General features: G+C 64.4%; 12 protein-coding genes and 1 pseudogene. 5 read left to right on the top strand and 8 right to left on the bottom strand.

Translation table 11 applies throughout. The annotated features are described in order from the left end of the window. Window positions 1-43: 43 nt before the first annotated feature. Window positions 44-346, top strand: coding sequence for a hypothetical protein (locus EC86_RS0107005; protein ID WP_029524956.1), 303 nt, complete (start codon window positions 44-46; stop codon window positions 344-346). Window positions 347-417: 71 nt separating this feature from the next. Continuing rightward, a complete protein-coding gene (locus EC86_RS0107000; RefSeq protein ID WP_029524955.1) occupies window positions 418-2,112 on the top strand; it encodes a thiamine pyrophosphate-binding protein in 1,695 nt (564 codons plus the stop codon). On the opposite strand, the gene EC86_RS28650 is transcribed toward EC86_RS0107000, so the two are convergent. Next, window positions 2,074-2,292: a hypothetical protein gene (locus EC86_RS28650; protein ID WP_156955255.1), complete on the bottom strand. Its 219-nt coding sequence runs from the start codon at window positions 2,290-2,292 to the stop codon at window positions 2,074-2,076. The genes EC86_RS0107000 and EC86_RS28650 overlap by 39 nt on opposite strands. Before the next feature lie 11 nt (window positions 2,293-2,303). Here EC86_RS28650 and ppk1 point away from each other — a divergent pair, with 11 nt between their 5' ends. Beyond that, complete coding sequence (gene ppk1 / locus EC86_RS0106995; protein ID WP_029524954.1) at window positions 2,304-4,394, top strand: polyphosphate kinase 1; 2,091 nt, start codon at window positions 2,304-2,306, stop codon at window positions 4,392-4,394. An 8-nt stretch (window positions 4,395-4,402) separates the two neighbouring features. Beyond that, the gene (locus EC86_RS0106990; protein WP_029524953.1) at window positions 4,403-4,876 is read left to right on the top strand and encodes a SixA phosphatase family protein; all 474 of its coding nucleotides are present in this window, start codon (window positions 4,403-4,405) and stop codon (window positions 4,874-4,876) included. A 52-nt stretch (window positions 4,877-4,928) separates the two neighbouring features. Here the strand turns inward: EC86_RS0106990 and EC86_RS0106985 are convergent, their stop codons facing one another. Together EC86_RS0106985 and EC86_RS0106980 are read right to left on the bottom strand one after the other, a co-directional pair. After that, window positions 4,929-6,428, bottom strand: a complete 1,500-nt coding sequence (locus EC86_RS0106985; protein ID WP_029524952.1) for a Ppx/GppA phosphatase family protein — start codon at window positions 6,426-6,428, stop codon at window positions 4,929-4,931. Window positions 6,429-6,510: 82 nt separating this feature from the next. Further along, window positions 6,511-6,861, bottom strand: a complete 351-nt coding sequence (locus tag EC86_RS0106980; RefSeq protein ID WP_051675773.1) for a fasciclin domain-containing protein — start codon at window positions 6,859-6,861, stop codon at window positions 6,511-6,513. Window positions 6,862-6,993: 132 nt separating this feature from the next. Between EC86_RS0106980 and EC86_RS30480 the strand changes: the two genes are divergently transcribed. Continuing rightward, window positions 6,994-7,284 (top strand): ATP-binding protein, encoded by a 291-nt coding sequence (locus EC86_RS30480; protein ID WP_029524950.1) that lies wholly within the window; start codon window positions 6,994-6,996, stop codon window positions 7,282-7,284. Here the strand turns inward: EC86_RS30480 and EC86_RS28645 are convergent. The 5 genes and pseudogenes from EC86_RS28645 to trxA form a co-directional block, all read right to left on the bottom strand. Continuing rightward, a pseudogene (locus tag EC86_RS28645) lies at window positions 7,259-7,483 on the bottom strand (MATE family efflux transporter); the annotation flags it as partial. The gene EC86_RS30480 and the pseudogene EC86_RS28645 sit on opposite strands and share 26 nt — an antisense overlap. After that, window positions 7,459-9,228, bottom strand: a complete 1,770-nt coding sequence (locus tag EC86_RS0106970; RefSeq protein ID WP_051675772.1) for a hypothetical protein — start codon at window positions 9,226-9,228, stop codon at window positions 7,459-7,461. The gene EC86_RS0106970 and the pseudogene EC86_RS28645, both read right to left, overlap by 25 nt. Window positions 9,229-9,357: 129 nt before the next feature. Next, the gene (locus tag EC86_RS0106965) at window positions 9,358-9,651 is read right to left on the bottom strand and encodes a type B 50S ribosomal protein L31 (RefSeq protein ID WP_036772877.1); all 294 of its coding nucleotides are present in this window, start codon (window positions 9,649-9,651) and stop codon (window positions 9,358-9,360) included. Window positions 9,652-9,868: 217 nt separating this feature from the next. Continuing rightward, window positions 9,869-11,131: a transcription termination factor Rho gene (gene rho, locus EC86_RS0106960; RefSeq protein WP_029524947.1), complete on the bottom strand. Its 1,263-nt coding sequence runs from the start codon at window positions 11,129-11,131 to the stop codon at window positions 9,869-9,871. Window positions 11,132-11,401: 270 nt separating this feature from the next. Next, on the bottom strand, window positions 11,402-11,734 hold the full coding sequence (gene trxA / locus EC86_RS0106955) for a thioredoxin TrxA (RefSeq protein ID WP_029524946.1): 333 nt from the start codon (window positions 11,732-11,734) through the stop codon (window positions 11,402-11,404). Window positions 11,735-11,746: the final 12 nt, after the last annotated feature.

The following is an 11,746-nucleotide window of genomic DNA, read 5'->3' as shown; positions in this document are numbered from 1 at the left end:
CGAAAGCACGGCTGCTACGATGTCTTAACTTCAGGAGACTTCAATGACCGCTTCCCAGACCCCTCCCGCCAACGACTTTGTCCGCTGGGTGGAAGAAAAATCAGACGCCGTCATGGCCGACATCGCTGACAAATTCCCGCCGGCCACCAGCGGACCCGAGGCGATCCACGCCGAAACCTACACCCAGCGCATCGAGGAAGTGCTGCTCGGCCACGAACAGCCCGACGACGCGCTGCTCGAAGAACTCGCCGCGCTGGAAGACGCGCCACCGCTGAGCGACGAGGAACTGGCCCGCCAGGCGCTGGAAAGCGGCGGCGCGGACGCCGACCCGACCACGCCGGAATAAGCCGGGCGCCGCCGCGCTTCGAGAGGGCGGCCGACATTACGGGCCGCAGCGGCCAAGGCACAATAAAGCGCATGACCCAACAACTTGCCGGCCACCTTCTTGTCGATTGCCTTCTGGCCCAGGGCGTCACCCATGCATTCGGCGTTCCCGGTGAAAGCTACCTCGCCGCGCTCGACGGCCTGCATGCGCGCCAGGACCGGATCCGCTTCATCACCTGCCGCCAGGAAGGCGGCGCGGCCTTCATGGCCGAGGCGCACGGCAAGCTCACCGGCCGGCCCGGCGTCTGCATGGTCACGCGCGGGCCGGGCGCGACCAATGCGTCCATCGGCGTTCATACGGCGTTCCAGGATTCGACGCCGATGGTGCTGCTGGTCGGCGACGTGGCCAGCGACTGCCGCGACCGCGAAGCCTTCCAGGAAGTGGATTATTCGAGCTTTTTCGGCCCGAGCACCAAGGGTTTCGCCAAGCGCGTCGAGCGCATCGACGACGCCGACCGCATCCCTGAATATGTCGCGCGCGCCTTCGCCACGGCGATGAACGGCCGGCCCGGCCCGGTGGTGCTGGTGCTGCCCGAGGACATGCTGACGCGCATGAGTTCCGCGCAGCCGCTGCCGCGTGTCGAGCCGGTCCAGGCCTGGAGCGACCCCGGCGCCTTGCGCACGCTGCGCGAACTGCTATTGAAATCAAAGCAGCCACTGGTCATCGCCGGCGGCGGGGGCTGGACGCCGCAGTCGGCGCAGGCGCTGCAGCGTTTTGCCGAGAACTGGAAGCTGCCGGTGGGCAATGCCTTTCGCTTCCAGGACACCTTTGACAACCACCACCCGTTGTATGCCGGCGATGTTGGCATCGGCCTGAGCCCGAAACTGGCCGCGCGCGTCAAGGCCAGCGACCTGATCATCGCCATCGGCCCGCGCCTGGGCGAGATGACGACCGGCAACTACACGCTGATCGAGGCGCCCCGGCCGAAGCAAAAACTGGTGCATATCCACGCCAGCGCCGAGGAACTGAATCGCGTGTTCCAGGCTGACCTGGCGATCAACGCGACCATGAACGCCGCTGCCCGTTCGCTCGAAGTGCTGAGCGCGCCGGTGTCGGTGCCGTGGGAGGCGTGGACCGCTGAGGCCAACGCCGACTACCTGGCCAATCTGGAGCCGCAAGCGCTGCCGGGCGACATCGACATGCCGGCCATCGTCGGCCTGCTGCAAAAACACTTGCCGCCAGATGCGGTGCTGACCAACGGCGCTGGCAATTTCGCCAGCTGGGTTCACCGCTTCTTCAAGCACCACGGGCTGGTCAAGGGCCACAAGACGCAACTCGCGCCCACCGTCGGCGCGATGGGCTACGGCGTTCCGGCCGGCATCGCGGCGGCCATCACGACCGGGCGCGTGGCGTTCACGATCGCCGGCGATGGCGACTTTTTGATGAACGGCCAGGAACTGGCGACGGCAGTGCAGCACGGCGCCAAAAGCATCATCGTGCTGCTCAACAACGGCATGTACGGCACCATCCGCATGCATCAGGAAAAGACCTATCCGCAGCATGAGAGCGGCTCGCGCCTGAACAACCCGGACTTTGCCGCGCTGGCGCGCGCCTACGGCTATGCCGGGGTTCGCATCACCCGCACCGATGGGTTCGAGGTCGAACTGCTGGCCGCGCTGGCCCGGCCCGAGGGCACGCTGATCGAGGTCATGCTCGACCCGGAAGTCATCACCACGCGCGCCACGCTGTCATCGATCACGCAGGCCGCGCTGCAGCAGGGCTTGTAAAAATGATAGCTGCTTGCGCCCGTGGCTATTGCGAAGACGGCTGTTTTTGCTTGAAAATACGACAAGGCAGGCGTTTTTCCCAAGCTGCCAGCCGGCGATGACCCCCACACCATCGGGGCCGCTGGCAGTCACAAAAATGTCATCAAACCAGACAACACTAGGGGCTATTTTTTTGACCATAAAGACCTGTCTTGTTACTTCCCGCATCGGTCCCCGTCGCTGTGCCCATCAAGTTTCTTGACCGCGACCACAGCATCCTCGCCTTCAATGAGCGGGTGCTGGACTGGGCGCGCCGTACCGACGTGCCGCTGCTCGAACGCCTGCGTTTTTTGTGCATCGTGTCGTCCAACCTGGACGAGTTTTTTGAAGTGCGGGCGGTGTCGCACCTGACCGCCGCGCTGAACAACGAGCTGAAAGGCACTTACTCGGTCGCGTCGTTCAAGATGCTGTCCGGCATGGCGCATGACATGGTCGCGCGCCAGTACGCGCTGTACAACGACGAGCTGCTGCCGGCCTTTGCCAGGCACGGCATCCGCATCGTCTCGCATGGCGAGCGCAATGCGGTGCAGCGGCGCTGGGTCAAGTCCTACTTCGAACGCGCGGTGCGGCCGCTGCTGGTGCCGGTCGGACTCGACCCGTCGCACCCGTTTCCGCAGGTGGCCAACAAGTCGCTGAACTTCATCGTGCGGCTGGGCGGGCGCGACGCCTTTGGCCGCGAGAATGAAATCGCCATCGTCAAGGTGCCGCGCGTGCTGCCGCGCCTGATCCACATGCCGAGCCGGGGGGCTGAAAAGGGCAACAAGCTGTTTTTGTCGCTGTCCAGCGTGATCCGCGCACATCTGGCCGATCTGTTTCCCGGCCGCAAGGTCGGCGAGTTCTCGCAGTTCCGCGTCACGCGCCATTCCGACCTGGAAGTCGATGAGGACGATGTGAAAAACCTGCGCACCGCGCTGCGCCTGGGGCTGGAGCAGCGCCACTACGGGCAGGCAGTCCGGCTTGAAGTGTCGGCCGGCTGCTCGGAATTCCTCTTTGGCTTTTTGCTCAGGCAGTTCAACCTGCCGGCGCAGGCGCTCTACCGCGTGCAAGGCCCGGTCAACCTGGTGCGGCTGACGCAGCTGGTTGACCTTGTGAACGACCCGAAGCTGCTGTTCCCGCCCTACAGGGCCTGCTACCCCAGGCAGCTGGTACCGGGCCAGTCGTTTTTCGAGCGGCTTCGCCAGGGCGACGTGTCGATCCACCAGCCTTTCGAAAGCTTCGACGGCGTGCTGGCCTTCTTGCGCGAGGCGGTCAACGACCCCTCGGTGCTGGCGATCCGGCAGACGATCTACCGCACCGGTCCCGATTCCGAGCTGATGCTGCTGCTGCGCGAAGCGGTGCGGCGCGGCAAGGAGGTCATGGTGGTGGTCGAGCTGAAGGCGCGCTTCGACGAAGAGGCCAACATCAACTGGGCCGAGATGCTCGAATCCATCGGCGCGCAGGTTGTCTACGGCGTGATGGGGCTGAAGACCCACGCCAAGATGCTGCTGGTCACCCGGCGCGAAGGCCGGCGCCTGGTGCGCTATGCCCACCTGTCCACCGGCAACTACAACCCCGGCACGGCGCGTCTGTACACCGACGTCAGCTACCTCACGGCCGACCCGCTGCTGACCGCTGACATCGACCATGTGTTCGTCCACCTGGCGAGCCACAGCCGCCTGCCCAAGCTGCACCACCTGCTGCTGGCGCCGTTCCAGCTGCAGCGCAGGCTGCTGGACAAGGTCGCCGCGCTGGCCCAGGCCGCGCAGGCCGGCAAGGACACCCGCATCGTCGTCAAGACCAATGCGCTGACCGACGAGGACCTGATGCGCGCGCTGGTCAAGGCCGGGCAGTGCGGCGTGAAGATCGACCTGATCGTTCGCGGCGCCTGCATGCTGCCGGCGCAGGTCAAGGGCGTGACCGACAACATCCGGGTGCGCTCGGTGATCGGCCGCTTCCTGGAGCATACAAGGGTGTTTTACTTTCGCTGCGGCGACGACGAAACCTTGTTGCTGTCGAGCGCCGACTGGATGAATCGCAACATGCTGCGCCGGGTCGAGCTGGCCTGGCCGGTAAATGACCCGGTGATTCGTCAGCGCCTCATCGACGAATGCCTGGTGGCCTACCTGCACGACGGCCGCGATGCCTGGGATTTGCAGCCCGACGGCACGTATGTGCTGGTGAATCCGGCAGACCCTGAAAAGCGCCACGGCGCGCAATCGGCGCTGATGGCGCGCTATTCGGCCCTGAAACCCCGCGAAAGGTAGAGTCAACCATGGACCTGATCTTGTGGCGTCATGCCGAAGCAGAAGAGTTGCCCGAAGGCACGGCCGATGCGCGCAGCGACCTGGAGCGCAAGCTGACCGCTCGCGGCGACAAGCAGGCCGCCCGCATGGCCGAATGGCTGGACCGGCAACTGCCTGGCAGCGCGCGCATCCTGGTGAGTCCGGCGCGGCGCTGCGAGCAGACCGCGCTGGCGCTGGGGCGCAAGTTCAAGACACGGCTGGAACTGGCGCCAGGCGCCATGCCCGCCGAGCTGCTGGAGCTGGTGCAATGGCCCCTGAGCAAGACACCGGTGGTGGTGATTGGCCACCAGCCCACGCTGGGCAAGACCCTGGCGCAGCTGCTGCGCCTGGTCGAAACCGATTGCGCCATCAAGAAGGGCGCGCTGTGGTGGCTGCGCACCCGGGAACGCGACGGCCAGGTGCAGGCGGTCGTGGTGACCGTCCAGTCGCCTGACTTTCTTTAACCGCGTCCCGCCACGGCCTCAACCGCCGGGAACGGCTCCCGGCGCGGCCAAGTCAGGAAGTTGAAACCTGCAGCGTCCACGGCGTTTTTTGCCAGGCCAGCACCTCTTCCTGCAGTAGCCAGGCAGACTGCGGGAAGGCTTCGGCCCAGCCGGGCCGGCAGCTCAGCCAGAAGCGCCGGCCGGGCTCGGCTTCCCAATTGAGCTGCAGGCCCTTGAGGTCCGGGTCGCGCCGCGCATGGCACAGGATCACGGCCAGGCGCAGGCAAAGCAGTTGCTGGACGAACCCCCGGTCTTCGAAATCGGCTTCGAGCTTGCGCAGCTTGCCCCGGTGGCCGAGCACCAAGAGGCTCAGGTGGTGCATTTCATGCACCGCGAAGCCCGGCGCGTCAGCATTGTCCAGAATGTAGGCGCCGTGCTTGTGGTAATAGTTGTGCGACACCTGGCTGCCGACTTCATGCAACTGCGCCGCCCAGCCCAGCTTTCGCTGGGCGCGCTGCACCTGGGCTTCAGGCATGCCGGCGCTGGCCAGCTTGAACAGATGCAGCGCGACCTTACTAAGGCGCGCGGACTGCACGGTGTCGGTGCTGAAGTTGTGCGCCAGCCGCTGCACGCTGGTGGCGCGCACATCGGTCAGCTCTTCCTCCCGGTCCACCAGGTCGTACAGAACGCCATGGCGCAACGCGCCTTGCGCCGCGTGCATCTGCTCGATGTCCAGCAGGCTGAACACCGCCCGGAGCACGCTGACGCCGCCGCCAATCACTGCCCGGCGGTCTTCCTTGATGCCGTCGAGCTTGAGCCGGTCGGCGCTTTGCGCCTTGATCAGCCGATCCAGCAGCCAGTCCAGCCCTTCGCGCGTGACCACGTCGGCCGGCCAGCCGGCCACGGCCAGTATCTCGCTGACCGCGCCGATGGTTCCCGAGGCGCCGTAGGCCGTGTCCCAGGCGTCCGGCCGGTAGGTGCCCATGGCTTCGTCGAGCACCGCCTTGGCGGCGATTTCAGCCACCTCAAAAGCGCGCGCACTGAACTGCCCTTCGGGAAAGTAGCGCATCGACCAGGCGACGCTGCCGACGCGGTAGGACTCCAGCGTGCGCGCTTCCAGGCCCCGCCCGAGGACCATTTCGGTCGAGCGCCCGCCAATGTCGATCACCAGGCGCCGCTCGTCGGACTGCGGCAGCAGATGGGCCACGCCCTGGTAGATCAGCCGGGCTTCCTCACGCCCGGCAATCACGTCGACCGGAAAACCGAGCAGTTGCTGGCCGCGCTTGATGAAGTCCTCGCGGTTGACGGCTTCGCGCAGGGTCTGCGTGGCCACGGCGCGCACCTGCTCCTTGCCGAAACCGGCCAGGCGTTCGCCAAAGCGCGCCAAACAGTCCCAGCCGCGCTGCATGGCGTCTTGCGACAGGTTGCGGTCGGCGTCCAGGCCGTTGCCCTGGCGCACGGTTTCCTTGAGGTATTCGATGCGATGAATGCGGCCGTGGTCAAGACGGCCAATTTCAAGGCGAAAGCTGTTGGACCCCAAGTCCACAGCGGCAAGCAGTGTTCCGTTTTGCATATTCAGGCTTTTTGTTCGGAGGCCAGCATAGCATTCGGGGGAAGTGTCTTTCAGCCGGGCCACGGGCGCGCGGATCAGGTCGTCAGCCAATCAGCCGGCCGTCCAGCGCATTGAGCACCTCAAACGTGTAGCGGACGGCAATCAAGCCGGCCAGGCTCAGCGCTACAGGCGCCTCGTCGAACAGGCGGGCCAGCGTTTCCGTGGTCTTGGCTGACATCTTGGCAAAGGTGTCATGGGTGGGCGCAAATATGCTGAACAGGCCGCTTGCCTTGAACGTGCCGGTCAGCCCGGCCCTGGCAGCCAAGCTGTTCAGCGTGGACAACCGCGCTTGCGCTGTCAGTGTGTCGGCGACAGAAACCGCAGGCTGGCCGCAAGCGCAGCCGGCAACAACAGCTGCGGTGGCAAGGGCAACCACGAAATGACGCCTGGACATATGAATTCTCTGGGGGCGGAAAAGGTCGGCGGATAAATAAGACAGCTGCAAGCGTAGGAGGACTGCATGACCGGTTGATGACAAAAATTTGACGTGTCCATGAAATTTTTCAGCGTTTGAACTGGTTGCCAGGTGCGCCCGGTCCATCACAACTTTGTCACACCCTGGTCGAGCATCCTGCCCCGGCTGACCGAACGGTTTTGCCGGGTGGAGCGCTGCCGTTCGCGTGGTACCGGCAGCACCGGCCTGGCCATCGCCAGGCATGTGACGCAGCGGCACGGGGCTGAACTGCGGATCGACCGCCATCAGGGGGCAGGGTTCATGCAGGCGCACAGCGCCCGCATGGCATCGGCGACCTGGGCGGCCGCCACCCAGCTCAGCAGCCCTGACGCCATGGCAGGGCGGCCATGCCCGCAAGGCTGATCAGGACACACAGGTACAGGCTTTGGCGCAATGAGGGACCAACGGCCGCATGACGGCGTGCGCCCAGCATTTCAGCCCAGATAGGCAGCAGCGCTTGCACGACACCCATCAAGCCGACACCCATCAAGCCGACATACACGCTGATGTAAAGCGCCGAGCCGACCGACAGCGCGGCTAGCGCCGCCTCGCTGTGGCGCCCGCCGGTCCGGGCACCGCGCCGAGACTGACCCGCTTGTACACCAGCATGTTTTCAGACTTGTCGGTCGGTTTGCGCACCGTCGCCAGGAAAGCCCAGTCGGGCAGGTTGACCGCACGGCCCAGGCGCGCCTGGGCCGTGACATCGACCACCAGGTAAGGGCAGCTTGCCTGCGGCGTTGCCTGGCGCAGTTCAAGCTGGCCGTGGTACTGCAGGGCCGCCGCCTGGGCGCTGCCGACGCCGAAGATTTCAACGCAGTTTTTCTTGTCGACCAGGCTGGCCACCTGGCGCGACAGCGGCCCCAGGCTGCGCGCATAGTCCAGCAAAGGCATCCAGAGCGTCATCAGCAGCAGCCAGCACAGCGTGGCGCCGCCCGCAGGCAGCACCAGCGATTTCCATATCGCCGAGCGATGCGCGCCAGTGCGCCAGCGCACCAGCCAGGCCCAGGCCAGCGTGGCGGCTACCGCGCTGGCAAAAGCCAGCAGCGAAAAACTCGGCTCAAAGCCCGGCGCCAGCTTGGCGACATTGGCCGCCGGCTGCCGGGGAACGCCGGTCTGCATGGCAATCCAGATCACCCAGATGGCAATGGCGCAGGTGGTGAAAAACAGCAGCGTGAACCAGTCGATCAGCGATGCCACGCTGCGCTTGAGCGTCGGCAGGGCAAAGGCGGCCAGCGCCGCCAGCGGCGGCAGGCTCAGCAGCAGGCTGCGGTCGGAGGCATCGGTGGTGAGCGCCGACACCACGGCCATGCCGGAAAACCACATCGGCAGCGCCACATGGCGACTGGAGAGTTGCCGGCGCCAGCGCCACAGCGTCCACAGGGCCAGCGGCCAGGCCGGCCAGGTGAACCACAGCAGCAGGCGCCCCAGGCTTTTCCAGTCGCTCCAGGCGGGCTGATCGTTGGTGCCGGGCAGCTCGATCCGCCAGCGCCACAAATCCAGTCCCGAGCTCAATAGCGCTACGGCCAGCGTGATGCTGGCGATCAGCAATACCCAATGCCAGGACTGCTGGCGGCTGGCGGCGTCCGGAGGGGATGATGGGTTCCATCGCGCGTGCGACCATTCCACCAGCGTGCCGCCCACGCCGAGCAGCAGCGCCAGTGTCGGCGCGCCGCTCAAGGCCAGGCCGGCGAGGCCGACCAGCAGTCCCAGCGCCGGACCGGAAACCTGCGTGGCAAGGCGGTAAGGGCTGGAGGCCATGGCGTAAAACGCCAGCGACGTAAAACCCAGTTGCGCCAGCGCCGGCGTGGTTTCGTGCGAGAACTGCGCCAGTCCCAGGCTGGCGATCAGCGCCAGCACGCCGCCGTCGGCAATTGCCCGGGCATAGTCCACCGGGTTGGCTTCGCCGCCAAAGGCAAACGCCACCGGCTGGGCCTGCGGGCTTCTGGCCAGGTAATACACCGCATACCAGCTGGTCAGCAGTGTCAGCGCCAGCAGCAGCATGTAGGGAAGGCGCACCGCCATGGCGGGATCGAGAAAAGTCAGCAGATTGATGGCCAGTGCGCCCAGCCAGTAGGGCAGCAAGGCATCGAAGCCGGTGACCTGGCCCAGCAACTGGGGCTGCAGCCAGTTGGCAGCGGAGGAGGTGAGTTCGCGCATCACGCCAAAGGCGGCGATGTCCTCGTTTTTCCAGGGGCCGCGCCCCAGGAAGCCCGGCAGGATATAGGCCACGCAGAACAGCAGCAGCGCCCAGCGCGGCAGGCGCCGCACGGCAGACTGGGCAATGATGGCGGGAGAAGGTTTGTTCAAAGCAGCTTGTCGATGGAAGAGGGCCGGTTCGGCCGGGTGAAATGCGCTGGAAGCAGGAAATTTAGCCGAAAAAAAAGCAGCCTGAACTTCAGGCTGCTTTTTGTGCTGGCGGGCAGAAGCTTGTGCAGCTTACTCGGCAGCTACCGCAGCAGCTTCAGGCGCTGCATCCTTGGCGGCGGTCTTGCCAAAGCGGTTGCGGAAGCGCTCGACGCGGCCACCCATGTTGTCCACGGATTTCTGCGTGCCGGTGTAGAACGGATGCGATTCGCTGGACGTGTCCAGCTTGTACAGCGGCAGTTCGCGGCCGTCTTCCATCTTCACCATTTCTTTGGTGTTCACGCACGAGCGGGTCACGAACTTGAAGTTGTTGGACAAGTCCATGAAACAAACTTCGCGGTAGTTGGGGTGAATTCCTGTTTTCATGATTTTTCCTTTTTCATTGTTTTGGTAGCCACCCGGAACCGTTCCAGGCACTTTCCATGAAGCCAAAGATTATAACCCCCACGCTCCCCGCTTCGTGTGGTTCGCTGCCCCCCGAGGGGGCCGCTGCGCCTGCGGCCCGTCAAAGCCGGTTCCGCGGCCCTGGCTGGCATGTGGGCTGCAGTCACTTCCGCTAAGCGGCTGTGTGCGGAAGTCGAAATCAGCCGCCCCGGCGCATCATGTCGAAGAATTCGTGGTTGTTTTTAGTGGCCTTCATGTTTTTCAGCATGAGTTCCATCGATTCGATCTCGTCCATGTTGTACATGAACTGGCGCAGGATTCGCGATTTCTGCAGGATTTCGGGCGCCAGCAGCAGTTCTTCCTTGCGGGTGCCGCTGCGATTGAGGTTGATGGCCGGGAACACGCGCTTTTCATACAGACGGCGGTCCAGGTGGATTTCGCAGTTGCCGGTGCCCTTGAATTCCTCGAAGATCACTTCGTCCATGCGGCTGCCGGTGTCGATCAGCGCGGTACCGATGATGGTCAGGCTGCCGCCTTCCTCGATCTTGCGGGCCGCGCCGAAGAAGCGCTTGGGGCGCTGCAATGCGTTGGCATCGACGCCGCCGCTCAGCACCTTGCCCGACGAGGGCAGTACGTTGTTGTAGGCGCGTGCCAGCCGGGTGATGGAGTCCAGCAGGATGACCACGTCCTTGCCGAGCTCGACCAGGCGCTTGGCGCGCTCGATCACCATTTCGGCCACATGCACATGGCGCGCGGCGGGCTCGTCGAAGGTCGATGAAATCACCTCGGCGCGCACGCTGCGCTGCATCTCGGTCACTTCCTCGGGCCGCTCATCGACCAGCAGCACCATCATGACCACTTCGGGGTAGTTGGCGACGATGGCATGCGCGATGTTCTGCATCATCACCGTCTTGCCGGACTTGGGCGGCGCCACCAGCAGGGCGCGCTGGCCCTTACCGATGGGCGCGATGATGTCGATGATCCGGCTGGTCAGGTTTTCCTCGGCCTTGATGTCGCGTTCCAGCTTGAACTGCTCGCGCGGGAACAGCGGCGTCAGGTTCTCGAACATGACCTTGTGCTTGTTGTCCTCGGGCGGGCCGTCGTTGATCTTGTCGAGCTTGTTCAGCGCAAAGTAGCGCTCGCCGTCCTTGGGCGTGCGCACTTCGCCTTCGATCATGTCGCCGGTGTGCAGGTTGAAGCGGCGGATCTGGCTCGGGCTGATATAGATGTCGTCGGTAGAAGCGGTGTAGCTCGAATCGGGCGCGCGCAGAAAGCCGAAGCCGTCAGGCAGCACTTCCAGCACGCCATCGGCGACGATGGTTTCGCCCGTCTTGGCGCGTTTCTTGATGATGGCGAACATCAATTCCTGCTTGCGCATGCGGCCGACGTTTTCGATCTCAAGGGCTTCCGCCTGCTTGAGGACTTCAGACACGTGCAGCGCCTTGAGTTCGTTTAAGTGCATGGGATGACTCCTCGCGGAGTTGATTTAGAAAAAACGGGGGGAGGTTTGAAAAGAAGCCGCTCTGGATTAGAGGGCTGACAAACCGGGAACTCGAACCTGCCGGCAGCAGCCGGCGGGTGAATAAGGTTAATTATGACAGGAAATCAAGGCGCTGACGCTGGGGTTTGCCAGGGGCGTCAGCAGGGAACGGAGGTTGGGGAATGTAAAAAGGAAAGGAGAAATAAAAACAGCCGGAAGAAGCCGCCAGGGCTTTTTCCGGCTGCCTGGACGTCAGGCCAGCTGCTGGTCGATGAAGGCGGTCAGCTGCGACTTGCTCAGCGCGCCGACCTTGGTGGCGGCCAGTTCGCCGTCCTTGAACAGCATCAGTGTCGGGATGCCGCGAATGCCGAACTTGGCGGGAATCTCGCGGTTCTCGTCCACGTTCATCTTGGCAATCTTCAGCTTGCCTTCGTAACCCGTGGCCACGTCGTCAAGGATCGGCGCAATCATCTTGCAGGGGCCGCACCATTCGGCCCAGTAATCGACCAGCACGGGGGTGGTGGACTTGAGCACGTCGGCGTCAAAGGTGGCATCGGTGGTATGTTTGATCAGTTCATTGGCCATGACGGCTCCTTG

The organism is Polaromonas glacialis (assembly GCF_000709345.1).
Lineage (GTDB): Bacteria > Pseudomonadota > Gammaproteobacteria > Burkholderiales > Burkholderiaceae_C > Polaromonas > Polaromonas glacialis.
Note: the sequence above shows the minus strand (reverse complement) of the source record. Positions and strands in the feature narration are given on the sequence as shown.

What these genes read in the sequence shown, in the direction of transcription:
- EC86_RS0107005 (WP_029524956.1), top strand. Translation starts at nt 44, where the DNA reads ATGACCGCTTCCCAGACCCCTCCCGCCAACGACTTTGTCCGCTGGGTG.
- EC86_RS0107000 (WP_029524955.1), top strand. Translation starts at nt 418, where the DNA reads ATGACCCAACAACTTGCCGGCCACCTTCTTGTCGATTGCCTTCTGGCC.
- EC86_RS28650 (WP_156955255.1), bottom strand. Translation starts at nt 2,292, where the DNA reads ATGGTCAAAAAAATAGCCCCTAGTGTTGTCTGGTTTGATGACATTTTT.
- EC86_RS0106990 (WP_029524953.1), top strand. Translation starts at nt 4,403, where the DNA reads ATGGACCTGATCTTGTGGCGTCATGCCGAAGCAGAAGAGTTGCCCGAA.
- EC86_RS0106985 (WP_029524952.1), bottom strand. Translation starts at nt 6,428, where the DNA reads ATGCAAAACGGAACACTGCTTGCCGCTGTGGACTTGGGGTCCAACAGC.
- EC86_RS0106980 (WP_051675773.1), bottom strand. Translation starts at nt 6,861, where the DNA reads ATGTCCAGGCGTCATTTCGTGGTTGCCCTTGCCACCGCAGCTGTTGTT.
- EC86_RS0106965 (WP_036772877.1), bottom strand. Translation starts at nt 9,651, where the DNA reads ATGAAAACAGGAATTCACCCCAACTACCGCGAAGTTTGTTTCATGGAC.
- rho (WP_029524947.1), bottom strand. Translation starts at nt 11,131, where the DNA reads ATGCACTTAAACGAACTCAAGGCGCTGCACGTGTCTGAAGTCCTCAAG.
- trxA (WP_029524946.1), bottom strand. Translation starts at nt 11,734, where the DNA reads ATGGCCAATGAACTGATCAAACATACCACCGATGCCACCTTTGACGCC.